The following is a 26,958-nucleotide window of genomic DNA, read 5'->3' as shown; positions in this document are numbered from 1 at the left end:
CCGGGCCGCCCCGCTCGTCCCGGCCGAGTCAGGAGTCCCCTGCCGGCCACCGGCACGGCAGCGGCTCCGCATCAGGCGCGCGGGACCCGGCCGGCTCCCCGGCGGCTCGACCGCTGAGTACCGTTACGTCACGTTCCTCTGATGAACACACGTCGGCTGACCCCGACGCGTCGCACAGACGAAGGTGAGGCTCATGACCTCGGTGGCGGAACGCCCGCGCGCACTGTTCGCGGAGGCCTCGCGGCGGTGGGTGCGGATGCTGCCGTGGGCCGTGGCGTTCGTGCTGAGTGTCTCCCTGCTGCCCACCACCCTTGTGGTCCTCACCGCCGACTACGGCCTGCACGCCGGCATCGCGAGCGCGCTGGCCGTCGCGCAGACCGCGCCGCTGCCGCTCGCCGTCGTCCGTCCGCTGCGGTCCTGGTACGTGGTGTTCGCCGCGGACGTGGCCGGCGCGCTCGTCCTGCTCACCGTCGACCACGAGGAGCGGCTGCTGTGGCCGTACCCGCCGATGCAGCTCGTCGGATACGTCGGCCTCTGTCTCGCCCTCGGCCTGCGCGAGCGGCGCCGGACGCTGCTGTGGGTGTGGTTCGCGACGGCGGTCGTGAACGTCGGCCTGGTGTTCGCCGCCCCCGACGGGCCGAGCAGCAACGGCACCCTGCTCACCATCCTGGGCGGCGTCGCGCTGCTGCTCGGCGGTGCGCTGCGCGAGCGGTACGAGGCGCAGCGCAGGCTGGCCGAGCAGGAGACGATCAGCGAGGCCGAGCGCGCGCGGCGGACGCTGCTGGAGGAACGTGCCCGCATCGCGCGCGAGCTGCACGACGTGGTGGCGCACCACATGTCCGTCATCACGGTGCAGGCGGACACCGCCGGATACCGTCTCCGGACGCTGCCCCCCGACGTGCAGGAGGAGTTCACGTCCATCGCGGCGACGGCGCGTGAGTCGCTCGGCGAGATGCGCCGCCTGCTGGGTGTGCTGCGCAGCGAGGAGGCGCACGGCGAGCTCGTGCCCCAGCCGGGCCTGGCGCAGGTCGGTCAACTGGTGGAGGCGACGTCGAGGACGGGCGGGCCGGTGGAGTTCGACCCCTGCGCGGCTCAGGTGCCCGAGGCGGTCGGGCTCTCGGCGTACCGGATCGTCCAGGAAGCCCTCGCGAACGTCGTACGGCACGCACCGGGAGCCGCGACGCGGGTGTCGCTGTCGGTGCCGGAACCCGCCGACGGTCAGGGCGGAAGCCGGCTCACCGTCCTGGTCGTCAACGGCCCGCCGCCCCGGCCCCCCGCCGGGCCGCTCGAAGCGGGCGGCACCGGGCACGGCCTCGTCGGCATGCGCGAGCGGGTACGGCTCGTCGGCGGCACCCTCGAGGCGGGCCCGCTGCCGGACGGCGGATACCGTGTCGCCGCTCGACTTCCCCTCGATGCGGAGGACTTCCTGTGACGACGCGTGTCATCATCGTCGACGACCAGGCCATGGTGCGGGCCGGCTTCGCCGCGCTGCTCGCCGCGCAGAGCGACATCGACGTGGTGGGCGAGGCCCCCGACGGCGCACAGGGCGTCGCACTGAGCCGGCGCACCCATCCGGACGTGGTGCTGATGGACGTACGGATGCCCGAGATGGACGGGCTGGAGGCCGCGCGCCGTCTGCTCACGCCCCCGCCGGGCGTCACCCACCGGCCGCGGGTGCTGATGCTCACCACGTTCGACGTCGACGACTACGTGTACGAGGCGCTGCGGGCGGGCGCCAGCGGCTTCCTGCTGAAGGACGCGCCGCCGGCCGACCTCATCGCGGCGGTACGGGTCGTGGCCGCGGGCGAGGCGCTGCTCGCCCCCTCCGTGACGCGTCGTCTGATCGCGGACTTCGCCCGGCAGCGGCCCGCCGCCGCCCGGGGCAAGCCCGCGCTGCGCCTCAAGGGCCTGACGGAACGCGAGACCGAGGTCCTGACCCTGGTCGCCCGAGGCCGGTCCAACACGGAGATCGCCGAGATCCTCGTGCTGGCCGAACAGACGGTGAAGACACACGTGAGCCGTGTCCTGACCAAGCTCCACCTGCGCGACCGTGCCCAGGCGGTGGTCCTCGCGTACGAGTCGGGGCTGGTGTCCCCGGGCGAACAGGGCGAGAGCGTGCCGTAGCGGTCAGCCGGAAGCGCGTCCCGGAGGTGCCGGACGTGGGGGCCGACGGCCCTTCCGCAGTACGGCGGGACCGCGGAGGACATGACGGGGGCGGCCCCTGTTCGACGCCCTCGTGGACAAGTGGGCGGGCTCCTCCTCGAGCACGGCCCGGTGCCGGTGCGGCTCCGTTCGCGCCGGGACCGCCCGGAGCGGCCGCACGGCGGGGAACGGGGGCGCCGTCGCCCTGCGGGGCGCCGTGAGCGAACCCGTCCGCGGAACGCTGGTCGGCCTCCGCTTCACGGACACCGCGCCGGGATGCCGGCGGGCGCCCGCGACGCCCCACCCCCTACCCCGGTATGAGGTCCACGATGGCTCCCGGGTATGACGCCCGGCGCGCAGCCGCCTCCGCACTCTGTACCCCGTCGCCTCCCGCCGCCGCACCGCCGGCGGCGCCTTCGGGTGCTCGAAGGAGCGACACGGACCTCTCGAGCAGGGGTTTCGTTCCCTTCCCATGTTCCGACAAGGAGATCGTCGGTGACCACGGTGACCACGCAAGAAGAAAGCGAACCCGGGGCAACGGCCGGTGCGACCGTACGGACGCCCATGACCACGAGTCCGGCGCCCGCACCGCCCTTCGGGAAGGTCGCTGTCGGGGCGCTCGGCCTGCTGGCACTGTCCACCGGCGCCCTGGAGTCGGTCGTGTCACCGACGATCCCGCTCCTGGAACGCGAACTGCACCTGAGCCAGGCCCAGGGGGCGCTGCTCAGCATCGTGCTGCTCATCACCGGCGCGCTCGTCACACCGCTGGCGGGCAGGTTCGGCGACCGCCACGGCGGGAAGAAGGGCCTGCTCCGCCTGATGGCGGTGGTCTCGGTCGGCGGCACGGTGTCCGCCCTGGCGCCGAACTTCCCCGTGCTGCTGCTCGGCCAGGTGCTGCAGGGGGCGATGGTGGGCGCGCTGCCCCTGTCCTTCGTCGTGGTGCGCAGACATCTGCCCCCGGGCGCGTCGAAGGTGGCCATCGGCGTGGTCAGCGGACTCTTCGTCGGCGGCGGGATGGTGGGCATGCTGTCGGCCGGGCCGGTGGCGGAACAACTCTCCCGGCACTGGATGTTCGGGCTGCCGACGATCGCGGTCGTCGCAGCGACCCTGCTCGTGAAGGGGCTGATGCCAGCGGACCCGCCGGGCCGCCTCCACGAGGCCGGGGTCGACTGGCTCGGCCTGCTGCTCCTGAGCGGAACGCTGACCACGCTCATGCTCACCCTCTCCCTGGCTCCCGAGGCCGGCTCGCGGCCCCTCGTGCTCGGCGCCCTCCTCGTGGTGCTGGCCGCCTTCGTCACCGGATGGGTGGCCGTGGAACGGCGCGCCGCCTCGCCGATGATCGACCTGCGCCTGCTGGCACGGCCCGTGATCTGGAAGGCGTGTGTGCTGACGTTCGTCGTCTGTCTCGGTACGTCGACCGCCGTCTTCCTCATTCCGCAGCTCTTCGACGAGCGCGGCGACGGTTACGGGTTCGGGGCCGACGCCACCGAGATCGCCTTCTTCCTGCTCCCCGGCGCCGTCGCCGCGACGCTGGCCGGGCCGCTCGGGGGGATCGGCGACCGGCGGTTCGGCTCGCGCGCCGTCGTCAACGCCGGCGTCGTCATGATGGCCGTCTCCCTGTTCGCCCTGGCCGCCGTGCACTCGGAGGTCTGGCACCTCGTCGTCGGAAAGGCGCTGATCGCGCTGGCCAACGGCCTGTGCGTGACGGCCATGGTGACCGCCACCGCCACCGCCGTCGACTCCGACGACACCGGCATCGCCACCAGCCTGATCCTGGTGAGCCGCGTGCTCGGGTACGCCGTGGGTGGCCAGCTCGGCGGTGCCTTCCTCACCGCCGCGACCCCTGCCGGGTCCCGGACCGCGGCCGAGTCGGCCTACGTCACCGGCTTCGTCCTGGCCGGCGTCGTCACGGCGCTGGCCCTGTTCGTCACCCGCACCATGAACAAAGGAGTCAAGGCATGACCCGCACCGACCGGACGACCGGCACAGGCACCACACCCGGGCGCGACGTCCTGATCTCCGGGGGCGGCATCGCGGGACCCGCCCTGGCCTTCTGGCTCAACCGCTACGGATACGCGGTCACGGTCGTGGAGAGGGCCGGCTCGCTCCGCGGCGGCGGCTACCCCGTCGACGTACGCGGCACCGCACTCGACGTCGTCGAGCGGATGGGGATCCTGCCGCGGCTGCGGGACGCACACATCGACCTGCGTCGCCTCACCTTCCTGGACGCGGACGGCAGCGAGGTGACCACGCTCCACCCGCACGGCGTCACCGGCGGTACGGGACGGGACCTGGAGATACGGCGCGGCGACCTGACCGACGCCCTGTACACGGCCGTCCGTGACGACGTGGAGTTCCTGTTCGACGACTGCGTCGCCACCCTCGACCAGTACGAGCACGGGGTCGACGTCACCTTCCGCAGCGGCCGCACCCGTACGTTCGACATGGTGGTCGGCGCGGACGGCACGCACTCCCGCACCCGGGAGATGCTGTTCGGTCCGGAGGAGCAGTTCAACCACCACCTCGGTCATTGCTTCGCCCTCTTCACCATGCGCAACACCTTCGGTCTCCTGGACGAGGCCGTGATGTGGAACAGTCCGGGCCGGGCCGCGGCGCTCTACGCCGTGGGCGGCGACGACGCGGTGCACGCCTTCCTCACCTTCGCCCGGCCGGAACCGCCCCTCGACGTGCTCGGCGAGCCTGAAGCCCAACGGGACCTGCTGCACCAGGTCTTCGCCGACGCCGGTTGGAAGGTGCCGGACATCCTGGCCGCCCTGGGCGACGCGGACGACGTCTTCTTCGACACGGTCGGCCAGATCCGCGTGCCCCGCTGGTCCAGCGGCAGGGTCGCCCTGCTGGGCGACGCCGCGTACGCGCCCTCGTTCCTCACCGGCCAGGGCACCAGCCTCGCCCTGGTCGGCGCCTACATGCTCGCCGGCTCCCTGGCCGGCCGGGACCACACCGAGGGCTTCGCCGTCTACGAGCACACCACCCGTGCCTTCGTGACGGCGAACCAGAACCTGGTCGGCCAGGGCGGCGACAGCCTCTTCCCGACCACCGCCCAGACCCTGGAACAGCGCAACGACCGCCTGCGCGGCCTCAGCGCCATGCCCGCCCCGGCACCCCGCCCGGCCCATTCGGCCCTTGCCCTGCCCGACTTCGGCACTCACTGACTCAGTCGGTGGGTCACCGACCCGCCGAAGGTGGCGGAGAACCCCGAGGCCATCACCCGCGGTACCACGGCCGTCTTGGAACACCCGGCCGACTCCCCGCCGGAGCTCCGGGTGACGGCGGGGAAGCGCTGCCGACCTGAAACGCGGTGCTCATCGCCCACCGTCATCAGACGATTCCGCCGTTGGCGCGGACGACCCGTCCGATGATCCAGTGGCCGGCCGGTGCGGCCGGGAACGCCACGACCTCGGCGATGTCGGCCGGGGTACCGAGGCGCTCCAGCGGAGGCTGGGCGGTCAGGCGGGCGATGGTCTCCTCGTCCTTGCCCGTCGCCGGTCGTCCGTCGGACGGAATACTCTGTCGGTATGAGTGAGCGAGGGCTGCAGGAGCTGGCGTTGCTGCTGCTGACGGCGTTGGCCGATGCGCCGCGTCACGGCTATGCCGTTGCCCAGGAGGTCAAGGCGATGACCGAGGGTCGGGTGGTGCCGCGTACCGGGGCGCTCTACGGGGCGCTGGACCGGCTCCTGGCAGAAGGGCTCATCCAGGTCGAGCGTGAAGAAGTGGTGGGCGGCCGGGCGCGGCGTATCTTCGCTCTGGCTCCAGCTGGGCGGGAGAGGCTGGAGGAGGAGGCGGAGCGGCTGGCCGCCACTGCTCGGGAGGTCAGGCGGCGGCTGGCCGACGGCGCGACGGCGCTGACGTGATCGATGTTCTGGTCCGCCTGTATCCGGCCGCCTACCGGGCTGCTTACGGGCAGGAGATCGTCGATGTGCATCGGGAGATGACGGCGGGCCTGCCGCGTGCGGTGCGGCTGCGTGCGGACGCCGACCTGGCCGCGCACGCCCTGCGGGTGCGGCTGAGGCTGGACTCGGCCTCGTCGGCGGGGCAGCTGTTCGCCATGGCTGCCCCGTTCGCGCTGGCGGCCGCCGCCGTGGACGGCGGGCTGCGGCTGACGCGCTGGTACGCCGGACTTGTTCTCTCGCCGGCCCCGATGCGGGTACAGCTCGCCGCCATGGAGGGGTCGTGGACCCTGTATTCGCTGCTCTCCGTCCTGGTGTGCGTCGGCGCGATCATCGCCTTGACCGGCCGCTGGGTACTGGGCGCGGGCGTGGCCGCGTGCGGGCTGCTGGGGACGGCGGCGCAGTGGGCAGTCACCCCTCACCTGTACGGCGAGGGGGTTGCCGCTCCGGTCGCGGCGCTGCTGACCCTCGCGGTCGTCCTGGCCTGCCCTCCGGATCGACGTGGTGACAAGCGGCTGTCCGCGGCCGCCGGAGCCATGGCCGCCGTGGCGTGGTTTCCCGTCGTCGTCGTTGACACCAGGGCCTTCGCGGTGACCACGGACTACGGTGCCTGGCCGATGCTGGTCCTCGCCCTCACCGGGGCAGTCCTCGCCGTTCGCACCCGGTCCTCGGGTCTGCGCGAGATCGGCGCGATGGCCCTGGCCTCTCCGCCCTTGATCGCCCATGCCTATACGGACGCCTGGCTCGAGTTGCTGCCCGTCCTTGGCATATTCCTCTTCCTCCCGGTCGCCGCCGTGCTGACCGCGTTCTTCCAGGCGGTGCGCCGCCGGTACTGACCTGCCCCCCGTTTGTTCGGCCGGCCGCCCCGGCCGACGGGGCGGCCGGCTTCCTCGTGCCGTCCGTCTCCACCGGCCCAGCTTGTTCTCGCCTGGCAGCGCGCCATCACCCGGTTGCGATAGTCCGTTGAGATGAATACTCTCTCCGGTGTTCTATCCATACCTGTTGCCCGGGGCAGCCCAGCCGCGCGATCCGGGACGCCCCGGTAAGGGGTCCCGCACCGTGGCGGGCGGTGATCCTGCGGCGTCGTCCGAGCAGGAAGATCACCAAGTTGCCGTTCACCTTGTCCCACCCCGCCGCGGTCCTCCCGCTGCTGCGGCGGCCATTCGTTCCGGCGGCACTGGTCGCCGGCGCCGCGGCACCCGATGTCCCGTACTTCCTGGTCGCCCTCGGCGTATCCGCGAGCAGCGCCCAGGACTGGTACGGGCCGCTCCTCAACGCCACCGAGACCCACTCTTCCGTCGGTGGCCTCCTGATCAGCCTGCCCTTCGCCCTCGGCCTGGTCGCCGCGTACCGGATGCTGCGCGCACCGATCACGGCTCTGCTCCCGTCCGGCCTTCGCCTGCCCGAAACGGAGCGGGCGGTCGACGTGCCGGCCAGAGCCCGCCACACCATGTGGCTGCTGGTCTCCGCCCTGATCGGTATCGCCTCCCACGTGGCATGGGACTCCTTCACCCACGGCGACGGCTTCCTGGTCACACACCTGGAGATACTGCGTGCCTCGGCCATCGGCGGCTTGAGCGTTGCCCGGCTGCTGCAGTACACGAGCACCGTCCTCGGCCTGGCGGCCCTCGGATGGCACCTTTGGCGCCGCCGGGCCCGACTGCGGCCCACCACCGGCAGCGACGACGTTGCCCGCCTGACTCCCCTCACGCGGTGGGGCGTGGTGGTTCTGCTCGTTGCGGCTCCCGTGCTGGGCGGCGCCACGAACGCCGCCGGCGACTTCACCGCCTACCGCCACGTGACCGAAGTGGACTACAGCCGCCCGACCACCGTCGACCTGGGCAACGGCGCGAGCGACACCACCTACCCCACCAGGACGGTCCCGGCGCCGTGGGGCACCGTCGCCGAAGGAGTGCTCACCGGAGCCGCCAAGAGAGCCGGCGCCTCACTCGCAGTCGCACTCCTGCTGTACTCCACCGCCTGGCACGTCAGTGCCGTGTCACGCCGGTCGGCGAAGACGTCGGCCAACGGAGCTCGTTCGACCGGAGCGGCCCAACACAAGGTGTGATCGCTCGCCCGGTGGCCGCCCTTCCAGCGCCCTGTGTCGACCATCGACCCAGGATCGACGTGCCGCGCACGCGTCATCATCAAGGTTTCGGCAGACGGCACGTCCAGGCAGTAGCCATGGACCGGGCTGCGGTGGCCGGCGCGGTGGTCGGCGAGACCAGGTACGACAAGACCGCCACCTCCTACGAAGCGGCGGTCTGTCTCGCCTCGTTCCTGCTCTGAGTGAGACCTGTGTGAAGACGGACCCTAGTGCCCCACCCGTCGCCAGTCCGCCACAGGCCCGGGGTTCATGTGGTCCGCAGGGCTGACCCAGAAGGCTTTGCCCAGCTCAGCGTTGAACTGGGCGCCTGCCCGGCCGTCCCCCGAGGAGCGGCCGGTCAGCCGGCGGCCGATCCACGGCAGCAGGTGCGTCCGGGTGAAACGCACGTCGGCGATGCGCCGCGCGACCCAGGCGGGTGGCGGCGCGAGGGGCAGGGGCGTACGCCACCCGGTGTCCTCCGCGTCGTACCCGAGCGCCTGCCAGACCGCCTCCGCGACCCGGCGGTGCCCCTCGGCCGTCAGGTGCAGCCGGTCCACGTCCCACATCCGCGGGTCGCTGAGGGACGGAGCCCCGTACAGGTCCACCACGAGCGCGCCGTGGCGTGCGGCGAGCGCGTCGATGTGCGCGAACAGCTCCTCCATGCGGGGACGGAACCGCTGCAGCACCGGTCCCTGGCGGCCCGGACTGTGCATCAGCACCAGCTGCCGGCAGAACGGCGCCAGCCGCTCCACGGCCTCCTCCAGCCGGCCGCGCACCTGCGCCATGTCGCACTTGGGCCGCAGGGTGTCGTTCAGACCGCCCACCAGGGTGATCACGTCCGCGCCCATCGCGGCCGCGACGTCCACCTGCTCGTCGAGGATCTGCCGGATGAGCTTGCCGCGCACCGCGAGGTTCGCGTACCGGAAGCCGGGCGTCTGCGCGGCCATCCGTCCCGCGAGGAGGTCCGCCCAGCCCCGGTAGGAGCCGTCGGGCAGCAGGTCCGACATGCCCTCGGTGAAGGAGTCGCCGATCGCGACGAAACTGGTGTACGGGGGACCGCTGTGCTGGGTGCTGGGGTGCGTGGGGTTCGTCTGCATGGCGTCGACGATGCTAACGCGCGGCCGTACCCGGCGGTCGGTCGGGCCGGAGCGGTGTCACGGCTGTCACACCGGCTGGCCGAACAGCTCCCGCAGCACGTCCTCCATGGTCACCAGACCCGCCAGCCGGCCGTCCCCGCCCAGGACCGCCGCCAGGTGCGTCCGGCTGCGCCGCATGGCCGTCAGCACGTCGTCCAGGGGTGTGGTCTCCCGCACCCGGGCGACCGGCCGCATGTCCGCCACCGCGAACGGCAGGTCCCGGGGCGCCGCGTCCAGCGCGTCCTTCACGTGCAGGTAGCCCACGATCCGGCGGCCGGAGTCCACCACGGGGAAGCGGGAGAACCCCGACCCCGCCGTCAGCCGCTCCAGCTCGTCCGGGGTGACCCCCATCCGGGCGTACACCACGCGCTCCAGCGGCACCACCACGTCCCGCACGGGCCGCCGGCCGAGCTCCAGCGCGTCGTGCAGCCGCTCCTGCGCGCGGTCGTCGAGGAGCCCGGCGGCACCGGAGTCCTGCACCAGCCGGGCCAGCTCGGCGTCCGAGAAGGCCGCGGTGACCTCGTCCTTCGTCTCGATCCGCAGGAGCTTCAGCAAGGCGTTCGCGACGGCGTTGACGGTGAAGATCACCGGCCGCAGCGCCCGGGACAGCGCCACCAGCGGCGGGCCCAGCAGCAGCGCGGTGCGCACCGGCTCCGCGAGCGCGACGTTCTTCGGCACCATCTCGCCGAGCAGCATGTGCAGGTACGTGGCGACGGCCAGCGCGAGCACGAAGGACACCGCGTGCCCGGCGCCCTCCGGCACGCCGACCGCGTGGAACACCGGCTCCAGCAGGTGCGCGATCGCGGGCTCCGCGACCACGCCGAGGACCAGGGTGCACAGCGTGATGCCGAGCTGGGCGGCCGCCATCAGCGCGGACACGTGCCGCAGGCCCCACAGCACGCGCTTCGCCCGCCGGTCGCCCCCTTCGGCGTACGGTTCGATCTGGCTGCGGCGCACGGAGATCAACGCGAACTCGGCGCCCACGAAGAAGGCGTTGACGACCAGCGTCGCCAGGCCGATCAGCAGCTGGACGACGGTCATCGCCCCTCACCTCCCTGCCCGTCGGCCCCGCCGCCCGTCGCGTCCCCGCCGCCCGCCGCGTCCCCGTCGAGCGGCGCGTGCAGCAGGACCCGTGCGGCCCGGCGGCCCGAGGCGTCCACCACCTCGAGCCGCCAGCCGGCCACCTCCACGGTGTCGCCCACGCCCGGGATGCGGCCCAGCTCGGCCGCCACCAGGCCCGCGAGCGTCTCGTAGGGACCGTCCGGCGCCCGCAGCCCCACGCGCGCGAGCCGGTCGGTGCGGGCCGAGCCGTCGGCCGCGTACAGCGCCCGGCCCGCGTCGTCCGCGCCCGCCGGGGCGAGGTCCGGCGTCTCGTGCGGGTCGTGCTCGTCGCGCACCTCGCCGACGACCTCCTCGACGATGTCCTCCAGCGTCGCGACGCCCGCCGTGCCGCCGTACTCGTCGATGACCACCGCCATCGTGCGCTTGCCGGACAGCCGGTCCAGGAGGCGGTCCACGGTCAGCGACTGCGGGACGAAGAGCGGCTCGCGCACCAGTTCCGCGACGGGGACGTGCGGGCGCCGCTCGGCGGGCACCGCCAGCACGTCCTTGACGTGCACCGTGCCGATCACCGAGTCGAGGCCGTCACGGTGGACCGGGAAGCGGGACAGGCCCGTCGCCCGGGTCGCGTTCGCCACGTCCTCGCAGGTGGCCCGGGCATCCAGCGCGATCACCTGGACCCGCGGGGTCATGACGTTCTCCGCGGTCAGGTCGGCGAGGTTCAGCGTGCGCACGAACAGTTCGGCCGTGTCCGCCTCCAGGGCGCCCTCCCGGGCGGAGTGCCGGGCGAGCGCCGCCAGCTCCTGGCGCCCGCGCGCGGAGGCCAGCTCCTCGGCGGGCTCGACGCCGAGGCGGCGCACGAGACGGTTGGCCGTGTTGTTCAGCTGCCGGATGAACGGGCGGAAGGCGGTGCTGAACCAGCGCATCGGCGTCGCCACCGTCCGGGCGACGGCGACCGGCGAGGAGATCGCCCAGTTCTTCGGCACCAGCTCGCCGACCACCATCAGGAACACGGTCGACAGGGCCGTGCCGATCACCAGCGCGATCGAGCCCGACGCCGAGGCCGGCACCCCCGCGGACTCCAGCGGCCCCGCGATCAGCGCGGCGACGGACGGCTCGGCGAGCATGCCGACCACCAGGTTCGTCACGGTGATGCCGAGCTGCGCCCCGGAGAGCTGGAACGTCAGGTTCCGTACGGCTTCGAGAGCGCCCGCCGCGCCCCGTTCGCCCCGCTCCACGGCCCGCTCGAGCGCACTGCGCTCGACCGTGGTCAGGGAGAACTCGGCCGCGACGAAGGCGCCGCAGGCCACGGCGAGCACCACCGCCACCAGCAGGAGGAGCACTTCGGTCATCGGGTCACCTCCGCCCGTCCCATGATCCGGCAGCGGTGGGCGGGGCGCGCGACGACGCGGGCCGCCCGGCCCGCGCGATCCGCCGGTGTGGGCCGTCAGACGGCCTCGTCACCGAGTGGCCTCACCCACCGCCGCCACTGCTCCTGTGGCGCGTACCCCGCGGCGCGCCAGGCATGGTGCGCCGTCCCGTTCCGCTCGAGGACCATCGCGTCCCCGCGCCGCCCCCCGAGCCCCACGAACCGCTCCTCGGCGGCCGCCAGCAGCGCCGAGCCGACCCCCTGCCGGCGCCGCTCCGGACGGACCGCGAGCCGGTACAGGTGACAGCGCCAGCCGTCGAAGCCCGCGATCACCGTGCCCACCAGCTCCCCGTCCAGCTCGGCGAGGAGCAACGCGTCCGCGTCACGGGCGACCAGCCGCTCCACGCCCTCCCGGTCGTCGCTGATGCTCGTGCCCTCCGCGGCCGTCTTCCAGAAGGCCAGCACGGTGTCCAGGTCCTCGGGCCCGGCGGCCCGGATACGAAGGTCGGTCATGCGGATGATCACAGCACGCGGCCGCCGGCCGGACGCACCATTCCACGATGCGGACGGTCACCCGTCCCGCAGCGCCGCCATGACCGGCGCGAAGACCTCCATGTTCGGCTCCAGGACCGTCAGGTAGGTGATCCCGTGGCGCTCCCGCAGGGCCCGCACCCGGCCGACGATCTCCTCCAGGGTCCCCACCAGCGCCGTCGGCAGACCGAGGACCTGCTCCTCGCTCAGCTGCGGGAAGTACGGCAGCCACTCCCGCACGGCGGCGCCCGGGTCGTCCGTCACGACCACGAGCTGGACGAGCAGGTTCCGCTCGGCCGGCTCCTCGCGCCCGGTGGCGGACTTCGCGTACCGCGCGACGCGCTCGCCGAACTCCTCGTCCGTCACCGGTACGAGGGTGCCGTCGGGCAGGCTGCGCGCCCCCGTGAACGCCACGATGTCCGCGTGCTCGGCCGCGAGCCGCAGCATCCGGTCGCCGCCCCCGCCGATCATGAGCGGTACCCGGGGCCGCTGCACGGGGTCCGGCGTGGGGGTCCCCCCGCTCGAACGGAGTCGAGAGTGGGGGAGGTCCGTGGAGCCGAGCAGGCGGACCAGCTCCTCGACGGTGTGCCGCAGGCGGTCCACCCGCTCGCGCGGCGACCCCCACGGCAGCCCCGCGCTCTCGTGTTCCGCCCGCACGTAGCCGGTGCCGAGCCCGAGCTCCAGGCGCCCGCCCGTCAGCGCGTCCGTGGTGGCCACCTCACGGGCCAGCAGCGCGGGGTTCCAGAAACCCGCGTTGAGCACGAACGTGCCCACCCGTGGCCCGCTGGTCGCCGCGGCCGCCGCGACCAGGGCGGGGAAGGGGGCCGGCATCCCGAGGTGGTCGGGGACCAGGAGCACGTCGTACCCGAGCTGCTCGGCCCTGCGGCACTTCGCGCGCCACTCGTCGGCGGGTGCGGGGCTGATCAGGTTGACGCCGAAACGGAAGGGGCGTGACATGAACTCTCCTCACCGGTACGGGACTTGACCGGGTCCTGATCGGACCTTGATCGGACGGGGTGAGTACATCACCGGGGCGCGTGCGCCGCCAGGACGCGGTGCGTCCGTGCGCCCGCCGTGCGCCTTGCTCGCGCTAGCGGCAGAGCGCTAGCGTCGAGGTATGGCCAAGACCCAGCTGAACGTCCGGGTAAACGCGGACACGGCCCGCACCGCCCGCGAGCGAGCCCTGGAGCGCGGGATGAGCGTGAACCGCTACATCGAAGAGCTGGTGCGACAGGACGCGGGGGAGGCCGGGCAGTCCTTCGTGGAGGCCGCCGCCGACTTCATGCAGCAGTACGAGACCGTCTTCGCCGAGGAGTTCGGCGCGGAGCGCGAGGGCCGTCGCTGAGTGCCGTCACCCAGGCCGCCGCACACGCCGGACAAGAGGACTCGACGGATCCCTTGAGCAACCTGAAGATCGACCTCGCCTGGCTCCTCATGGTCGCCGAGCAGAAGACGCCCGGTGACCCGCAGGTCACCGACTGGGGCGCCCTGGTCGCGGCCGTCGCCCGGCACGAGGCCGAGATATTCGACGTTCCCGTCTACGACGGCCCGCACGCCTGCGCCGCCGCACTGCTCCAGCTCCTGCTGCACGTTCCCGCCCTCGAGCGCTCCAACGCGCTGTTCGCCTGCGCCGTCGCCTACGCCTACCTGGTGGCCGACGGCATCAAGGTCGTCACCACGCCCGAACAGGTCAGGGAGCTGGCGAGACTGGTGAAGAGCGGTGCGGCCTCGGTGCACGACATCGCGGAGGAGCTGCGCAAGTGGGGCGTGTGAACCGCGTGCGGCTGCCCGGGATCAGCGACCGGCCGGGTCCTCGGCGCCCCCGCCCCCGCCCTCGGGCCCGCTGAGCTCCGGCCGGCGCGCCGCTCCGAGCACGTGGTGGGAACTCGGCACCCGCGGGCCCGCCGGGGGTACCACCAGGTGTCGGTACGGGCCGACCTCCAGCCCGGCGTCCCGCATCAGGCCGATCGGGTCCCGGGCCGAGTGGCAGCCGCCGAGCCGCAGGGGCCACACGGTGGCGTCCGCCACCCGCTGCGTCACCCGCGTCACGCGCCCGCCGCCCACGCCGTGCTCGAAGAACCGCAGGGTGCCGCCCGGGCGCAGCACACGCCGTATCTCCGCGAGCGACCGCCGTAGGTCCCGCACGGAGCACAGCACCAGGGACACGACGGCCGCGTCGAACGCCTCGCTCTTGACCGGCAGCGCCTCCGCCGCGCCCGGCACGACGTCCACCGGCACATCGGCGCGGAACGCCGCGTTCACCGCCGACGGCCGCAGCAGGCGCTCCGGTTCGATCGCCACGACCTCGGAGACGGTGGCCGGACAGCGCGCGAAGTCGAGGCCGTTGCCCGCGCCGATCTCGATGACCCGGCCCGAGAGCGGGGAAGCACACCGCGCGCTGCCGGGGAAGCACACGGCGCGCCGCCTCACCCGCGGTGCGCCGCCGTGAACGCCCCCGCGTCCCACACCCCGCCCAGCTCCCGCGCCAGCCAGCCCCCGGCCCGCGCACGGAAGGCGGCCGGCTCCAGGGCGCCCGCGTCGGCGGGCACCGCGCCGAGGAGCGGCGCCCCCGCCACCACCGGCAGATCGGCCAGGTTGCAGCGGGACGCCAGGTCCGGCGCATCCGCCCAGCTGCCGATCACGACACCGGTCAGATCCAGTCCGCGCCCGCGCAGTTCCCGTGCCGTCAGCTCGGTCGTGTTGAGCGTGCCCAGCCCCGCCGACGCGACGACCAGCACGGGCGCGTCCAGCAGCCGGGCGGCGTCCGCCAGCGTGCCGCCCTCCTCGTCGAACCGGACGAGCAGGCCGCCCGCGCCCTCGACGAGCACGAGGTCGTGCTCCACCGCGAGCTCGGTGGCGGCGTCCGCCACGTCCCCGGGCCGCACCGGAGCGAGCCCTGAGCGGCGGGCGGCCGTCGCCGGGGCCAACGGCTCCGGATAGCGCACCAGTTCGCGGGCCGTCACGGTACCGGCCAGGCGGACCACCTCATCCGCGTCGCCCGGCTCGCCCCGACGTACGCCCGTCTGCGCGGGCTTGAGCACGGCGACGGTACGGCCGGCCGCGGCGGCCACCGCGGCGACGGCGGCCGTGGCCACCGTCTTGCCGACCTCCGTGCCGGTGCCCGTGACCACCAGGACCCCCGGCCCGATCACCCGGCCGTCTCCCCGCGGTCACCCTCCCGGACGCCCCTCATGCCCCTCACCCCTCCCGCGCCGCCGCGCACACCGCGCGCGCGATCCGTGCCACGTCCTCGTCCCGCGCGACGTACGGCGGCATCGTGTAGACGAGGTCGCGGAACGGCCGCAGCCACACGCCCTCGCGCACCGCGGCCCGCGTCGCCGCCGCCACGTCCACCTCGTGGTCCAGCTGTACGACCCCGACGGCACCGAGGACGCGGACGTCCCGCACGCCCAGGGCACCGGCCGCCGGGGCGAGCCCCTCCCTGAGCCCCGCCTCGATGCGCTTGACCTCGGCGAGCCAGTCCTGGCCGAGGAGGAGGTCGATCGAGGCGCAGGCCACGGCCGCCGCCAGCGGGTTGCCCATGAAGGTGGGCCCGTGGGCGAGCACCGGCACCTCGCCCCGCGCTATCCCCTCGGCCACCCGCGAGGTGCACAGCGTCGCCGCCATCGTCAGGTAGCCGCCGGTGAGCGCCTTGCCCACGCACATCACGTCCGGCGTCACCCCCGCGTGCTCCGCCGCGAACAGCGCGCCCGTGCGCCCGAACCCGGTCGCGATCTCGTCGAACACCAGCAGCACGTCGTGCGCGTCGCAGGCCTCCCGCAGCACCCGCAGGTAGGCGGGGGAGTGGAACCGCATCCCGCCCGCGCCCTGCACCACCGGCTCCACGATCACCGCGGCCAGCTCGTCGGCGTGGCACGCGACCAGCTCGCGCAGCCGGTCCGCGTACGCCTCCTCGTACGCGGCCGGGGGCGCGTCCGCGAACACCTGCCGGGGCAGCACCCCCCGCCACAGCCCGTGCATCCCGCCCTCGGGGTCGCACACCGACATCGGCTGCCAGGTGTCGCCGTGGTATCCGCCGCGCCAGGTCATCAGGCGCCGCTTGGCGGGGCGGCCGAGCGAACGCCAGTACTGCAGGCACATCTTGACCGCGACCTCGACCGACACCGAGCCCGAGTCGGCGAGGAAGACGTGCTCCAGACCCTCGGGCGTGATGCCGACGAGGCGCTCCGCCAGCCGCACGGCGGGCTCGTGCGTGAGCCCGCCGAACATCACGTGGCTCATCCGCGCCAGCTGCTCGCGCACCGCCTCGTCGAGCACCGGGTGGCCGTAGCCGTGGATCGCCGCCCACCAGGACGACATGCCGTCGACGAGTTCGGTGCCGTCCCCCGCGGCCCGCCGGACCCTCAGCCGTACACCGCTCGCCGACTCGACGACGAGCGGCTCGTGCCGGCCGGGCAGGGAGGCGTACGGGTGCCAGACGTGCCGCCGGTCGAGCTCCAGCAGCGCGGACAGGGAGAGGCCGGGCGCGGACGGCTCAGGCATTGGGCGCGAGATCCGTCCCGGCACCCCGGCGGCGCACGGCGACGAGGTCCGTACGGGCCTCACCGGTCTCCGGCACGTCGGCGGCGGGGGCGGCGGGGGCGGAGCCGCAGCCGCCGCCCGCCGGCCGGCAGCCACCCGTCCGGTGCTCCGGCAGTGTCACCCGCTCCGTGCCCTCCACCTCGAACCCGGCGTCGGCGATCATCTCCAGGTCCGCCCGGCCCGCCTGGCCCTCGCTGGTGAGGTAGTCGCCGAGGAAGAGCGAGTTGGCGAGGTGCAGGGCGAGGGGCTGCATGCCGCGCAGGTGCACCTCGCGGCCGCCCGCGATCCGCACCTCCACGTCCGGGCAGACGAACCGGACCATCGCCAGGATGCGCAGGCACCGCTGCGGGGTGAGGTTCCACTCCTTCGCGAGCGGGGTGCCCTCGAACGGGATCAGGAAGTTGACCGGCACCGAGTCCGGGTCCAGCTCGCGCAGCGAGAACACCACGTCCACCAGGTCCTCGTCGCTCTCGCCCAGCCCCGCGATGAGCCCGGAACAGGCGGACAGCCCGGCCGCGTGCGCCTTGTGCACCGTGTCCACACGGTCGGCGTAGGTGTGCGTGGTGGTGATGGAGCCGTACGTCGCCTCGGCGGTGTTGAGGTTGTGGTTGTAGGCGTCGGCGCCCGCCGCGCGCAGCCGCTCGGCCTGGCCGTCGGAGAGCAGGCCGAGGCACGCGCACACCTCGACGTCCCCGTTCCGCTCCTTGATCGTCCGTACCGTCTCGGAGACCCGGTCGACGTCCCGGTCGGTCGGGCCGCGGCCGCTGGCCACCAGACAGACCCGCTTGGCGCCGCCCGCCAGCCCCGCGGTCGCCGCATCGGCGGCCTCCTCCGGTTTCAGCCAGGTGTACTTGAGGATGCCGGCCGTCGAACCGAGGCGCTGGGAGCAGTAGGAGCAGTCCTCGGGGCAGAGTCCGGACCTGAGGTTGACGAGGTAGTTGAGTTTCACCCGCCGGCCGAACCAGTGCCGCCGCACCCGGCCGGCGGCGGCCACCACGTCCAGCAGGTCGTCGTCGGACGTGGCCAGGACGGCCAGCGCTTCTCCGCGGGTCGGCGACGCGCGCCGGAGCCCCTTGTCCACGAGTGTGCTCAGCAGGTCCATGGAAGGCGATCCTGGCGTACGGGAGCGCCCCGGGCCAAGGAGGGATCGCACAACGGCGGCCGTCCGGAATGTGGGTATCGCCACTACTGCGGTCGGGCCGCCGGATGGCTAGTGTCTGTCCACTGTGCACAAACGGCGCCGTCGGCACACCGGCCGCAGGCGTGTCACCCGCCCCGCAGGCCCGGAGGACCCATGGCGTTCGGCTGGATCGACGAGCAGGCACGCACCCGCCGGCGCGCCGGACTCGTCCGCACCCTGCGGCCCCGCCCCGCCGCGTCCTCGCTGCTGGACCTCGCGAGCAACGACTACCTGGGGCTCGCCCGGCACCCGGAGGTCGTCGCGGGCGCCGCCGGGGCGGCCCGCCGGTGGGGCGCGGGGGCCACCGGCTCCCGGCTGGTCACCGGCACCACCGAACTCCACGGCGAACTGGAGCGCGAGCTGGCCGGCTTCTGCGGCTCCGAGGCGGCCCTCGTCCTGTCCTCGGGGTACACGGCCAACCTCGCCGCGGTGACCGCGTTGGCACCGGACGGCTCGCTGCTCGTCTCGGACGCGGGCAACCACGCCTCCCTGATCGACGGCTGCCGGCTGGCCCGGGGGATCACCCAGGTCGTCCCGCACGCCGATCCGGAAGCCGTCGGCAGGGCGCTCGGCACGCATCCGGGTCCGGCCGTGGCCGTCTCCGACTCGGTCTTCTCGGTGGACGGCGACGCGGCCCCCCTCGCCGCACTGGCCGCCGTCTGCCGCCGGGCCGGCGCCGGACTGATCGTCGACGACGCGCACGGGCTGGGCGTCCTGGGCGACGGCGGCCGGGGCGCCCCGCACGCGGCCGGACTCGCCGGCGCGCCGGACGTGGTGGTGACCGTCACCCTGTCGAAGGCGCTCGGCAGCCAGGGCGGGGCGGTGCTCGGCCCTGAGCGGGTGATCGACCACCTGGTCAACGCGGCCCGGACGTTCATCTTCGACACGGGCCTGGCCCCGGCGGCCACCGGTGCGGCCCTGGCCGCGCTGCGGCTGCTGCGCCGGGAACCCGGGCGCGCGGCCCGGGCACGGGAGGTGGCGGCGGAGCTGCACACCCGGCTGACGGCGTCGGGCCTCGATGCCGTGCGGCCCGACGCCGCCGTGGTGTCCGTACGCGCCCCTTCGCCCGAGCGGGCCGTACGGTGGGCGGCCGACTGCCGGGCGGCAGGTCTCGCCGTCGGCTGCTTCCGCCCACCGTCCGTGCCCGACGGGGTGTCACGGCTGCGGCTGACCGCCCGGGCGGATCTCACCGACGGGCAGCTGGACCGGGCCGTCGCGGTGATCTGCGGGACGCGGCCGTGAGTCGGCGTGACACGGCCGTGCGTCGAGATTCCCGGCGGTGACGGGTGACAGGAAGTCACTTGTCACCGGAGCGCGGAGATGAATTCCTCCCAGCTTTCGGGGGTGAACAGCAGAGCGGGTCCCGTCGTGTTCTTCGAGTCGCGGACGGCCACCAGACCGGCGCGGGAGCCGGTATGCGGGCGCGCCGTCTCGACGCAGTTGTTCATTCCCGTGCTGCGACTGCTGCGCAGCCATTGCACATCGTGCAGCGCGGTGCTCGAAGGGACATGACGAGGCAGAGCTGACATGGTGCCTCCTTATGCGCCGGCGGCTATCCCGGCGATGTAATCCAACGATTCCTCGGGCGAAAGGGCGTGGAAGCGAAGGGCGTTGAAGGCCTCCACATAGGCCTGGAGGTCTTCTTTCCGTTCGAGGTAGAGGCTACTCGTCAAGTGGTCGAGCACGACAACGTCCAGATCGGCCGTGTTGCAGAACGAGAAGATGACGAAAGGACCGGTGAGGCCGATGTGTTCCCCCGCGGTGAACGGCAATACCTGCAGCCTTACCTGAGGCAGCGCCGCCGCCTCCCGGAGCCGCTGCAACTGCCGTGCCATGACCTCGGGCCCGCCGACCCGCCGGCGCAGCACCGCCTCGTCCAGGACGGCGTCCAGCCGCAGCGGCGGGTCCGCGCGCAGCACGTCCTGGCGTGCGATGCGCACCTCCACCAGCGCGTCCAGCTTGTCGTCCGCCAGCCCCTCCAGCGTGGCCCGGGTCACCGCACGGGCGTACTCGGGCGTCTGCAGCAGGCCCGGCACCACCGAGGTCTCCAGCGTGCACATCCCGCCGGCCTGCGACTCGAGGCTGATGAAATCGCGGTACGTCGGCGGCAGCACCCCACGGTAGGCGTGCCACCAGTTCTGCCGACCGCCGCCGTCCTCGCCGCCCGCCAACGCCAGCAGCAGCTCGCGCAGTTCGGTGTCCGCCACCCCGTACGCGTCGAGCAGCCGGCGGACGTCGGCCGGTTTCACCCCGCTGGAACCCGTCTCGATCCGGCTCACCTTCGACTGGTGCCAGCCGACGAGCCGGGCCGCCTCGATGCTGGTGAGGCCGGAGCGGCAGCGCAGCAGGCGCAGTTCGGTACCGAGCTTGCGACGGCGCACCGCAGGACCGTATTGCATGGGTCTCTCCTTCCGCCCGGCCGCGGTGTCGGGGCGACGGTAGAGGATGGACCAATGGGGCCGCCCAAATACGGTCGGTCGTCGGAGAGTTCACCGCTTCGAGCGACAGATATATGCACATCTTGGCGGATCGGTGCCGCGAGCACCCTCAGTGATGGCAATCTGGCGCGAAGCACCAGTCCGGGACCGTACCCGAATCCTTCCTTCCGTGGCGGACCGGCGGTCTCGTGGGAAAGGGACGACGTGGTTATGGCAGACCACCAGGAAGCATCCGTCACTCTGCCGAGCGACCCGGCCTCGGTCTCCGCGGCCCGCACCTATGTCGCCGGTGTCCTGTCCGAATGGGGCCTGCCGAGCGACGCCGAGATCGGCGAGACCGTACGGCTGATCGTCTCCGAACTCGCCACCAACGCCGTCCAGCACACCTTCGGACAGTCGCCCACGTTCACCGTGGACATCGCGCTCGACCGCGACGAGCACCTGCACATCGGTGTCACCGACAGTCACCCGCGGTTCCCGAAACGGCTGCCCGCGGCCGTGCAGCAGGACAACGGCCGCGGCATGGTCATCATCCGCTGGCTGACCGCCGAGTGCGGAGGCAGACTGAGCATGAGACCCACCCGGGAGGGCGGCAAGACGGTGGCCATCGAACTGCCCTGGGTGACGTCGGCGCAGCCGCCGCTGACGGCGGCCGGGCAGCAGGACCCCTGAGCGGGCCCGGGCGGCGGGGGGTCAGTGGATCGGCTCGCGCGGTCCCCGGGACGACGACACCGTCTCCGGTGCCCCGGCGGACGTCTCGTCGGCGTCGTCGCGGGATCCCGACCGGAGGACCAGGCGGGGCAGTACGCCCCACAGGCCCGTGCAGGCGAGGAAGGTGCCCGCTCCGGCGGCGATGCCGGCCCCGCGGTCCAGCGCCACGTCCACGACGAGGGTGACCGATCCCGTGAACGCCAGCATCAGCACCACCATGCCGACGGTGGCCAGCCGGTCGGAGACCCGGACGATCAGCGGCTTGGCGTTCTGCTGGAAGAGGGAGCGGTGCAGGGCGGCCGGCGCGACGAAGATGATGGCCGAGAGCAGGGCCAGCAGCAGCGTGGTCACGTAGGTGGCGAGCTGGAAGGTGTCCAGCGACTCGAAGCGCTGGGTGAACGCCATCGACAGCAGGAAGGCGAAGAGGACCTGCACCCCGGTCTGGGTGACGCGCAGTTCCTGGAGCAGCTCGATGAAGTTGCGGTCGGCTCTCTCGAGCGGCGTCTCGTTGCGTCCCGTGTGCGAGCTCTGGTGGTCGGCCATGGGGGAACGTGTAACCCGTCCGGGCGTGGTCACGCCCGCACGGGACGCGTCCCACCAGGCACGTCGTGGGTGTGCCGGGCCGGGACCGAGGAGGGGCGACGGCACGGGAAGCCGTCGCCCCGGGCAGGTCACGCCACCCGGCCGTACCAGACGCTCTTCGTCCAGATCTTCGACTTGCGCACCACGTCCCCGCTCTTCGGGGAGTGCCAGAGCTTGCCGCTCCCGGCGTAGATGCCGACGTGGTACACGTTCTTGCCCGAGTGGAAGAAGACCAGGTCACCCTGCTTGCGCTTGGATGCGGAGATCTTCTTGGTCTTGTTGTACTGCTGCGCGGCGGTGCGGGGCAGCTTCTTGCCCGCCTTCTTGTACGCGTACAGCGTCAGCCCGGAGCAGTCGAACCGGTTCGGGCCCGTGGCGCCCCACGCGTACGGGGCGCCCTGCTTCGACGCCGCGATCTTCAGCGCCTTCGACGCCGGCGAGGTCGCCTCGGCCTGGGTGGCGACACCCGGGACCACGAGGCTGCCGCCCACGGCGGCGATGGTGAGGAACGATGCGGTGCCGGCCCGGCCGAGCAGCGACGGGACACGATTGAGCGCAGTCATGCGCAACCCTTCGTCAGCCGCCTGTGAAGGATGACCTGTCGGATTCGGGCTGGCGAAGTAGCCCGGCCACGTCATGACGTGGCTTCACCCCAAGGACCACTCGGAACGGTGTTCGTCCCGGCGGCCCGTCGTGCTCGGGTCCTCCACTCCTGCCGATCCACTTCTGTCGACCCGTCATCCGTGCGGTGGCAGGACTCGGCGTCCGCCCGGACCGCCCCGCCGCTGCGGCGGGGGCTTGTCGTCGGTAGGGATCTTGACGCACGAATGTCGCAATCACCGAGCGGAATCGGAGATTTGTGGGGTTACTCACCACTCACCTGTTCGGGTGGACAGCCCCTTCCGGCGACGCGGGCCGAGGGAGCCGAGGTCCTCGCACCAGGGGCGGCGCGGCGGCTGAGTCCCTGGTGCGGACGGAGTGCGCAACTTCTGCGCGTCTTGGGGAGGACGGGCCCTTAGGCCGTTCGTGGGTATGCGGTCCGGTCCGCGCGCGCTCCGTGCCGGATGCGCCGACGGGAGCGGCGTGCGCCCCGTGCCGGGCCCTCGTGCCGTACTCCCGTGGTGGGGAACCCGCGTCAGCCGCCCGGTTCCGGTGGCACGGTGACACGGGTGGTGCGCCGTTCGCCGTCGAGCACCCGCAGGGCGCGTGCGAGGGTCGGGGCGTGCAACTCGCTCTCCCCTCGCTTGTGCATCAGTTCGAGAGCGGTGCGCAGGGCCGTCGCCCTGCCCACCAGGGCCTGTGCGGCGCGCAGTCCGCGGTAGGTGTCGCCCGGGCGCGCCGGGTTGATCCGGCCCAGCAGGTCGACCACGTCGAGGTACCGGTCGATCAGCTCCGCCTCGGCACGGGTCAGCGCGGGCAGCGGTGGCAGTTCGGGGGGCAGCACCGGCGGCTCACCTCCCACCGGGCAGGGCGCGGGAGGCCTTGCGGCTCTCGACGACCCGGTCCACCAGGCCGTACGCCACGGCTCCGGCGGCGTCCAGGACCGTGTCCCGCTCGATGTCGGCCCGCACCTGCTCCGGGCTCCGGCCGGTGTGCCGTACGAGCATCCCCTCCAGCGTCGCGCGGTTGCGCAGCAACTCGTCGGCCCGGAGGGCGAGGTCGCTCGCCTGTCCCTCGACCGGCTCGGGCAGCGACGGCTGGTGCACCAGCACGCGGGCGCCGGGCAGGGCGTACCGCTTGCCCGGCGTCCCGCCGGCCAGCAGCACCGCGGCGGCCGAGGCGGCCTGGCCGAGGCAGATGGTCTCCACGTCGCAGGAGACGTACTGGATCGTGTCGTAGACGGCCGTCATCGCGCTGAACGAGCCGCCGGGTGAGTTGATGTAGAGCGAGATGTCCCGGTCCGGCGCCGCGTGCTCGAGATACATGAACTGCGCCGTCACGTCGCTCGCCGAGCGGTCGTCGATCGGGGTCCCCAGGAACACGATCCGTTCCGCCAGCAGCTTCGCGTACGGATCGAGCGTCCGCACCCCTGCGCCGGTGCGTTCGGTGAACTCCGGCAGGACGTAGCGGGCGGACGGTTCGTTCTTGCCCATGGAGCGCGCCTCCTCCGACGGTCCTCTGGCCCTCTGCCAATGGCCCTCTGTTCGTTCCGTAAAGAATGTACAGAACGTACGCCCGAAGGGGAGGGGGCACGCTGAGAGCGAAACAGGTGGCGGAACCGGATCGACCGGCCCCCGCAGACTGTCGTGGCCCCCGTCTAAGCTGGACGTCATGGCCTACGAGATTCCGGTGACGCAAGCCAGGGCTGAGCTCGCCGACCTGATCAACCGCGTGGTGTACGGCGGCGAGCGCGTCGTCGTGACGCGGCACGGGAAGCCCCTCGTCGCCCTGGTCTCCGCCGCCGACCTGGAGCGCCTGGAGGAGGCGGCGGCACAGGAGTCGATGGTCAGCTCGGTGTCCCACGTCCGCGAGTCCGCGACGGCACCGCGGGAGCACCAGCGGTTCGGGATCGCCGCGGAGCACCGGGGGACGGGGCCGTCCTGAAACGGGGAGGGTGCGCGGTTAACGCCGCCGAAACGCCACCCCTCTAGCCTGCGCCCAGGCCACCGGGGACGTTGTCCGGCGGCCACGGCAACCGGGCCCCGCACGGTCCGGGACGAGGACTGTGAGGTGGGACGGCGTGCGACTGACCCCGCATGAGCAGGAGCGGCTGCTGATCCACGTGGCGGCCGACGTGGCCGCCCGGCGCCGGGCCCGCGGGCTGCGGCTCAACCACCCCGAGGCGGTCGCGCTCATCACCTCGCACCTCCTCGAGGGCGCCCGCGACGGCCGGACCGTCGCCGAACTCATGGCGTCCGGGCGGGAAGTGCTCACCCGCGACGACGTCATGGAGGGCATCCCCGAGATGATCCACGACGTCCAGGTCGAGGCGACCTTCCCGGACGGCACCAAGCTCGTCACCGTCCACGACCCGATCGTCTGACGGGGGCGCCCGTGACACCCGGAGAGATCCTCTTCGCCGAGGACCCGATCGTCTGCAACGAGGGCCGCGAGGTCACCCGGCTCACCGTCCTCAACGCCGCCGACCGGCCCGTCCAGGTCGGCTCCCACTACCACTTCGCCGAGGCCAACCCCGGCCTGGAGTTCGACCGCGCCGCCGCGCGCGGCAAGCGGCTGGACATCGCCGCCGGGACCGCCGTGCGCTTCGAACCCGGCATCCCCGTCGAGGTCGGTCTGGTCCCCCTCGCCGGAGCGCGCGTCGTGCCCGGACTGCGCGGGGAGACCGGAGGCGCCCTCGATGCCTGAGATCCCCCGTCCCGTCTACGCCGACCTGTTCGGCCCCACCACCGGTGACCGCATCCGCCTCGCCGACACCGACCTGCTGGTCGAGATCGAGGAGGACCGCAGCGGCGGCCCCGGCCGCGCCGGTGACGAGGCGGTCTTCGGCGGCGGCAAGGTCATCCGGGAGTCCATGGGCCAGGCACGCGCCACGCGCGCCGACGGCACCCCGGACACCGTGATCACCGGAGCCGTGATCGTCGACCACTGGGGCGTCGTCAAGGCCGACGTCGGCGTCCGGGACGGCCGTATCACCGGGATCGGCAAGGCCGGCAACCCCGACACCATGGACGGGGTCCACCCGGACCTGGTCATCGGCCCGGAGACCGAGGTCGTCGCGGGCAACGGGCGGATCCTGACGGCCGGCGGCGTGGACGCGCACGTCCACTTCATCTGCCCGCAGATCGCCGACGAGGCCCTCGCGTCCGGGGTGACGACACTGGTGGGCGGGGGCACCGGCCCCGCCGAGGGCTCCAAGGCCACCACCGTCACGCCCGGCCCCTGGCACCTCGCGCGGATGCTGGAGGCGATGGAGCGGTACCCGCTCAACATCGGTTTCCTCGGCAAGGGCAACACCGTCTCCCACGAGGCGATGCTGTCCCAGATCCGCGGCGGCGCGCTCGGCCTGAAGCTGCACGAGGACTGGGGGTCGACCCCGGCCGTCATCGACGCCTCGCTGACCGTCGCCGAGCGGACCGGCGTCCAGGTCGCCATTCACACGGACACCCTCAACGAGGCGGGGTTCGTGGGCGACACCCTCGCCGCGATCGCCGGACGCGGCATCCACGCCTACCACACGGAGGGCGCGGGCGGCGGGCACGCGCCCGACATCATGACCGTGGTGTCCGAGCCCCACGTCCTGCCCAGCTCCACCAACCCCACCCGGCCCTACACCGTCAACACCGCCGAGGAACACCTCGACATGCTGATGGTCTGCCACCACCTCAACCCGGCGGTCCCGGAGGACCTGGCCTTCGCCGAGTCCCGCATCCGGCCGTCCACGATCGGGGCCGAGGACATCCTGCACGACCTCGGCGCCATCTCGATCATCTCCTCCGACTCCCAGGCGATGGGACGGGTCGGCGAGGTGATCCTGCGGACCTGGCAGACGGCGCACGTCATGAAGCGGCGCAGGGGCGCGCTCCCCGGCGACGGACGCGCGGACAACCACCGGGTACGTCGCTATGTCGCCAAGTACACGATCAATCCGGCGCTCGCGCAGGGACTCGCACGGGAGATCGGGTCGGTCGAGAGCGGCAAGCTCGCGGATCTGGTGCTGTGGGAGCCGGCGTTCTTCGGGGTGAAGCCGTACCTGGTCATCAAGGGCGGGCAGATCGCGTACGCGCAGATGGGCGACGCCAACGCGTCCATCCCGACCCCGCAGCCGATCCTGCCGCGGCCGATGTACGGGGCGATCGGGCGGGCCCCCGCCGCGAACTCCGTCAACTTCGTGGCACCGCTCGCCATCGAGGACGGGCTGCCGGGACGGCTGGGCCTGGGGAAGCGGTTCGTGGCGATCGAGTCGACGCGCGGGGTGACCAAGGCCGACATGCGGGAGAACGACGCGCGGCCGGACGTGCGGGTCGACCCGGACAGCTTCGCCGTGCACATCGACGGCGAACCGGTCGAGGCCGCTCCCGCCGCCGAGCTGCCCCTGGCCCAGCGCTACTTCCTCTTCTGATGCCGCCGATGACCAGGGCCGCGCTGCTCGTCCTCGCCGACGGACGCTTCCCCGCGGGAGGGCACGCGCACTCCGGCGGGGCGGAGGTGGCCGTGCGGGCCGGGCGGATCGCCGGTGCACCGGAGCTGGAGGCGTTCTGCCGCGGGCGGCTGCACACGGCCGGGCTCGTCTCGGCCGGGCTGGCCGCGTCGGCGGCGCTCGGCGTGGACACGGTGGAACTGGACGCCGCAGCGGACGCCCGCACGCCGTCGGCC

The 26,958-nt window shown here is 73.1% G+C and carries 30 protein-coding genes, 2 pseudogenes and 1 riboswitch; of the genes and pseudogenes, 16 read left to right on the top strand and 16 right to left on the bottom strand.

Features of this window, described 5'->3' with window-relative positions; translation table 11 throughout:
• Positions 1-193: 193 nt before the first annotated feature.
• The 4 genes from UW392_RS63835 (at position 194) to UW392_RS63820 (ending at position 5,315) form a co-directional block, all read left to right on the top strand.
• Positions 194-1,432, top strand: a complete 1,239-nt coding sequence (locus UW392_RS63835) for a sensor histidine kinase (RefSeq protein ID WP_320784676.1) — start codon at positions 194-196, stop codon at positions 1,430-1,432.
• Positions 1,429-2,124 carry a response regulator transcription factor gene (locus tag UW392_RS63830; RefSeq protein ID WP_320784675.1) on the top strand — a complete coding sequence of 232 codons (696 nt, stop codon included), beginning with the start codon at positions 1,429-1,431 and terminating at the stop codon, positions 2,122-2,124. Before UW392_RS63835 ends, UW392_RS63830 begins: the two co-directional genes overlap by 4 nt.
• Positions 2,125-2,706: 582 nt before the next feature.
• Positions 2,707-4,104, top strand: a complete 1,398-nt coding sequence (locus tag UW392_RS63825) for an MFS transporter (protein WP_320784674.1) — start codon at positions 2,707-2,709, stop codon at positions 4,102-4,104.
• Positions 4,101-5,315 (top strand): FAD-dependent monooxygenase, encoded by a 1,215-nt coding sequence (locus UW392_RS63820; RefSeq protein WP_320784673.1) that lies wholly within the window; start codon positions 4,101-4,103, stop codon positions 5,313-5,315. The genes UW392_RS63825 and UW392_RS63820 overlap by 4 nt, the downstream gene beginning before the upstream one ends.
• A 166-nt stretch (positions 5,316-5,481) precedes the next feature.
• On the opposite strand, the pseudogene UW392_RS63815 reads toward UW392_RS63820, so the two are convergent.
• Positions 5,482-5,640, bottom strand: a pseudogene (locus tag UW392_RS63815) (3-ketoacyl-ACP reductase); the annotation flags it as partial.
• A 38-nt stretch (positions 5,641-5,678) separates the two neighbouring features.
• On the opposite strand from UW392_RS63815, the gene UW392_RS63810 reads away from it, so the two are divergent.
• From UW392_RS63810 to UW392_RS63800, 3 genes are all read left to right on the top strand, one after another.
• On the top strand, positions 5,679-6,014 hold the full coding sequence (locus tag UW392_RS63810) for a PadR family transcriptional regulator (RefSeq protein WP_320784672.1): 336 nt from the start codon (positions 5,679-5,681) through the stop codon (positions 6,012-6,014).
• Positions 6,011-6,886 (top strand): hypothetical protein, encoded by an 876-nt coding sequence (locus tag UW392_RS63805; RefSeq protein WP_320784671.1) that lies wholly within the window; start codon positions 6,011-6,013, stop codon positions 6,884-6,886. The genes UW392_RS63810 and UW392_RS63805 overlap by 4 nt, the downstream gene beginning before the upstream one ends.
• Positions 6,887-7,158: 272 nt before the next feature.
• Positions 7,159-8,118 (top strand): DUF4184 family protein, encoded by a 960-nt coding sequence (locus UW392_RS63800; RefSeq protein WP_320784670.1) that lies wholly within the window; start codon positions 7,159-7,161, stop codon positions 8,116-8,118.
• A 245-nt stretch (positions 8,119-8,363) separates the two neighbouring features.
• Here the strand turns inward: UW392_RS63800 and UW392_RS63795 are convergent, their stop codons facing one another.
• The 5 genes from UW392_RS63795 to UW392_RS63775 all read right to left on the bottom strand — a co-directional run bounded on the left by UW392_RS63795 (position 8,364) and on the right by UW392_RS63775 (position 13,188).
• On the bottom strand, positions 8,364-9,233 hold the full coding sequence (locus tag UW392_RS63795) for an SGNH/GDSL hydrolase family protein (protein ID WP_320784669.1): 870 nt from the start codon (positions 9,231-9,233) through the stop codon (positions 8,364-8,366).
• 66 nt (positions 9,234-9,299) lie between these two features.
• The gene (locus UW392_RS63790; RefSeq protein WP_320784668.1) at positions 9,300-10,313 is read right to left on the bottom strand and encodes a hemolysin family protein; all 1,014 of its coding nucleotides are present in this window, start codon (positions 10,311-10,313) and stop codon (positions 9,300-9,302) included.
• Positions 10,310-11,683: a hemolysin family protein gene (locus tag UW392_RS63785; protein WP_320784667.1), complete on the bottom strand. Its 1,374-nt coding sequence runs from the start codon at positions 11,681-11,683 to the stop codon at positions 10,310-10,312. Before UW392_RS63785 ends, UW392_RS63790 begins: the two co-directional genes overlap by 4 nt.
• 95 nt (positions 11,684-11,778) lie before the next feature.
• On the bottom strand, positions 11,779-12,213 hold the full coding sequence (locus tag UW392_RS63780; protein WP_320784666.1) for a GNAT family N-acetyltransferase: 435 nt from the start codon (positions 12,211-12,213) through the stop codon (positions 11,779-11,781).
• A gap of 57 nt (positions 12,214-12,270) precedes the next feature.
• Positions 12,271-13,188 (bottom strand): LLM class F420-dependent oxidoreductase, encoded by a 918-nt coding sequence (locus UW392_RS63775; RefSeq protein WP_320784665.1) that lies wholly within the window; start codon positions 13,186-13,188, stop codon positions 12,271-12,273.
• A 160-nt stretch (positions 13,189-13,348) separates the two neighbouring features.
• On the opposite strand from UW392_RS63775, the gene UW392_RS63770 reads away from it, so the two are divergent.
• Both UW392_RS63770 and UW392_RS63765 read left to right on the top strand, forming a co-directional pair.
• Positions 13,349-13,576 (top strand): antitoxin, encoded by a 228-nt coding sequence (locus UW392_RS63770; RefSeq protein WP_320784664.1) that lies wholly within the window; start codon positions 13,349-13,351, stop codon positions 13,574-13,576.
• A 53-nt stretch (positions 13,577-13,629) separates the two neighbouring features.
• Complete coding sequence (locus UW392_RS63765; RefSeq protein ID WP_320784663.1) at positions 13,630-14,004, top strand: fic family toxin-antitoxin system, toxin component; 375 nt, start codon at positions 13,630-13,632, stop codon at positions 14,002-14,004.
• A 21-nt stretch (positions 14,005-14,025) separates the two neighbouring features.
• Here the strand turns inward: UW392_RS63765 and UW392_RS63760 are convergent, their stop codons facing one another.
• Genes UW392_RS63760 through bioB form a run of 4 tightly spaced genes read right to left on the bottom strand, consistent with a single transcriptional unit; the run spans position 14,026 to position 17,875 of the window.
• The gene (locus UW392_RS63760; protein WP_414497754.1) at positions 14,026-14,724 is read right to left on the bottom strand and encodes a class I SAM-dependent methyltransferase; all 699 of its coding nucleotides are present in this window, start codon (positions 14,722-14,724) and stop codon (positions 14,026-14,028) included.
• On the bottom strand, positions 14,658-15,380 hold the full coding sequence (bioD, locus tag UW392_RS63755) for a dethiobiotin synthase (protein WP_320784687.1): 723 nt from the start codon (positions 15,378-15,380) through the stop codon (positions 14,658-14,660). Before bioD ends, UW392_RS63760 begins: the two co-directional genes overlap by 67 nt.
• Before the next feature lie 49 nt (positions 15,381-15,429).
• Positions 15,430-16,734, bottom strand: a complete 1,305-nt coding sequence (locus UW392_RS63750) for an adenosylmethionine--8-amino-7-oxononanoate transaminase (protein ID WP_320784661.1) — start codon at positions 16,732-16,734, stop codon at positions 15,430-15,432.
• Complete coding sequence (gene bioB, locus UW392_RS63745) at positions 16,727-17,875, bottom strand: biotin synthase BioB (protein ID WP_320784660.1); 1,149 nt, start codon at positions 17,873-17,875, stop codon at positions 16,727-16,729. The genes UW392_RS63750 and bioB overlap by 8 nt, the downstream gene beginning before the upstream one ends.
• A 192-nt stretch (positions 17,876-18,067) precedes the next feature.
• Between bioB and UW392_RS63740 the strand changes: the two genes are divergently transcribed.
• Complete coding sequence (locus UW392_RS63740; RefSeq protein WP_320784659.1) at positions 18,068-19,195, top strand: 8-amino-7-oxononanoate synthase; 1,128 nt, start codon at positions 18,068-18,070, stop codon at positions 19,193-19,195.
• A 62-nt stretch (positions 19,196-19,257) separates the two neighbouring features.
• On the opposite strand, the gene UW392_RS63735 is transcribed toward UW392_RS63740, so the two are convergent.
• On the bottom strand, positions 19,258-19,482 hold the full coding sequence (locus tag UW392_RS63735; protein WP_320784658.1) for a DUF397 domain-containing protein: 225 nt from the start codon (positions 19,480-19,482) through the stop codon (positions 19,258-19,260).
• 9 nt (positions 19,483-19,491) lie between these two features.
• Complete coding sequence (locus tag UW392_RS63730; RefSeq protein ID WP_320784657.1) at positions 19,492-20,352, bottom strand: helix-turn-helix transcriptional regulator; 861 nt, start codon at positions 20,350-20,352, stop codon at positions 19,492-19,494.
• 249 nt (positions 20,353-20,601) lie between these two features.
• On the opposite strand from UW392_RS63730, the gene UW392_RS63725 reads away from it, so the two are divergent.
• Complete coding sequence (locus UW392_RS63725; protein ID WP_320784656.1) at positions 20,602-21,063, top strand: ATP-binding protein; 462 nt, start codon at positions 20,602-20,604, stop codon at positions 21,061-21,063.
• A 21-nt stretch (positions 21,064-21,084) separates the two neighbouring features.
• Here UW392_RS63725 and UW392_RS63720 read toward each other — a convergent pair whose 3' ends face one another.
• The 4 genes from UW392_RS63720 to UW392_RS63705 all read right to left on the bottom strand — a co-directional run bounded on the left by UW392_RS63720 (position 21,085) and on the right by UW392_RS63705 (position 23,777).
• A complete protein-coding gene (locus UW392_RS63720) occupies positions 21,085-21,645 on the bottom strand; it encodes a DUF6328 family protein (protein WP_320784655.1) in 561 nt (186 codons plus the stop codon).
• A 128-nt stretch (positions 21,646-21,773) separates the two neighbouring features.
• A complete protein-coding gene (locus tag UW392_RS63715; RefSeq protein WP_320784654.1) occupies positions 21,774-22,247 on the bottom strand; it encodes a C40 family peptidase in 474 nt (157 codons plus the stop codon).
• A 3-nt stretch (positions 22,248-22,250) separates the two neighbouring features.
• Positions 22,251-22,458, bottom strand: a riboswitch (cyclic di-AMP (ydaO/yuaA leader).
• Positions 22,459-22,819: 361 nt separating this feature from the next.
• Positions 22,820-23,128, bottom strand: coding sequence for a hypothetical protein (locus UW392_RS63710; RefSeq protein ID WP_320784653.1), 309 nt, complete (start codon positions 23,126-23,128; stop codon positions 22,820-22,822).
• Between the two features lie 7 nt (positions 23,129-23,135).
• On the bottom strand, positions 23,136-23,777 hold the full coding sequence (locus UW392_RS63705; protein ID WP_320784652.1) for an ATP-dependent Clp protease proteolytic subunit: 642 nt from the start codon (positions 23,775-23,777) through the stop codon (positions 23,136-23,138).
• 178 nt (positions 23,778-23,955) lie between these two features.
• On the opposite strand from UW392_RS63705, the gene UW392_RS63700 reads away from it, so the two are divergent.
• From UW392_RS63700 to UW392_RS63680, 5 genes and pseudogenes are all read left to right on the top strand, one after another.
• Positions 23,956-24,228 (top strand): type II toxin-antitoxin system Phd/YefM family antitoxin, encoded by a 273-nt coding sequence (locus tag UW392_RS63700; protein ID WP_320784651.1) that lies wholly within the window; start codon positions 23,956-23,958, stop codon positions 24,226-24,228.
• Between the two features lie 136 nt (positions 24,229-24,364).
• Positions 24,365-24,667 carry an urease subunit gamma gene (locus tag UW392_RS63695; protein WP_320784650.1) on the top strand — a complete coding sequence of 101 codons (303 nt, stop codon included), beginning with the start codon at positions 24,365-24,367 and terminating at the stop codon, positions 24,665-24,667.
• Positions 24,668-24,678: 11 nt separating this feature from the next.
• Complete coding sequence (locus UW392_RS63690) at positions 24,679-24,990, top strand: urease subunit beta (RefSeq protein ID WP_320784649.1); 312 nt, start codon at positions 24,679-24,681, stop codon at positions 24,988-24,990.
• The gene (locus tag UW392_RS63685) at positions 24,983-26,704 is read left to right on the top strand and encodes an urease subunit alpha (protein WP_320784648.1); all 1,722 of its coding nucleotides are present in this window, start codon (positions 24,983-24,985) and stop codon (positions 26,702-26,704) included. Before UW392_RS63690 ends, UW392_RS63685 begins: the two co-directional genes overlap by 8 nt.
• An 8-nt stretch (positions 26,705-26,712) precedes the next feature.
• Positions 26,713-26,958, top strand: a pseudogene (locus tag UW392_RS63680) (urease accessory protein UreF); the annotation flags it as partial.

It is taken from the genome of Streptomyces sp. CRN 30 (genome assembly GCF_034105845.1).
This window is presented reverse-complemented; position numbering and strand designations above follow the sequence as displayed.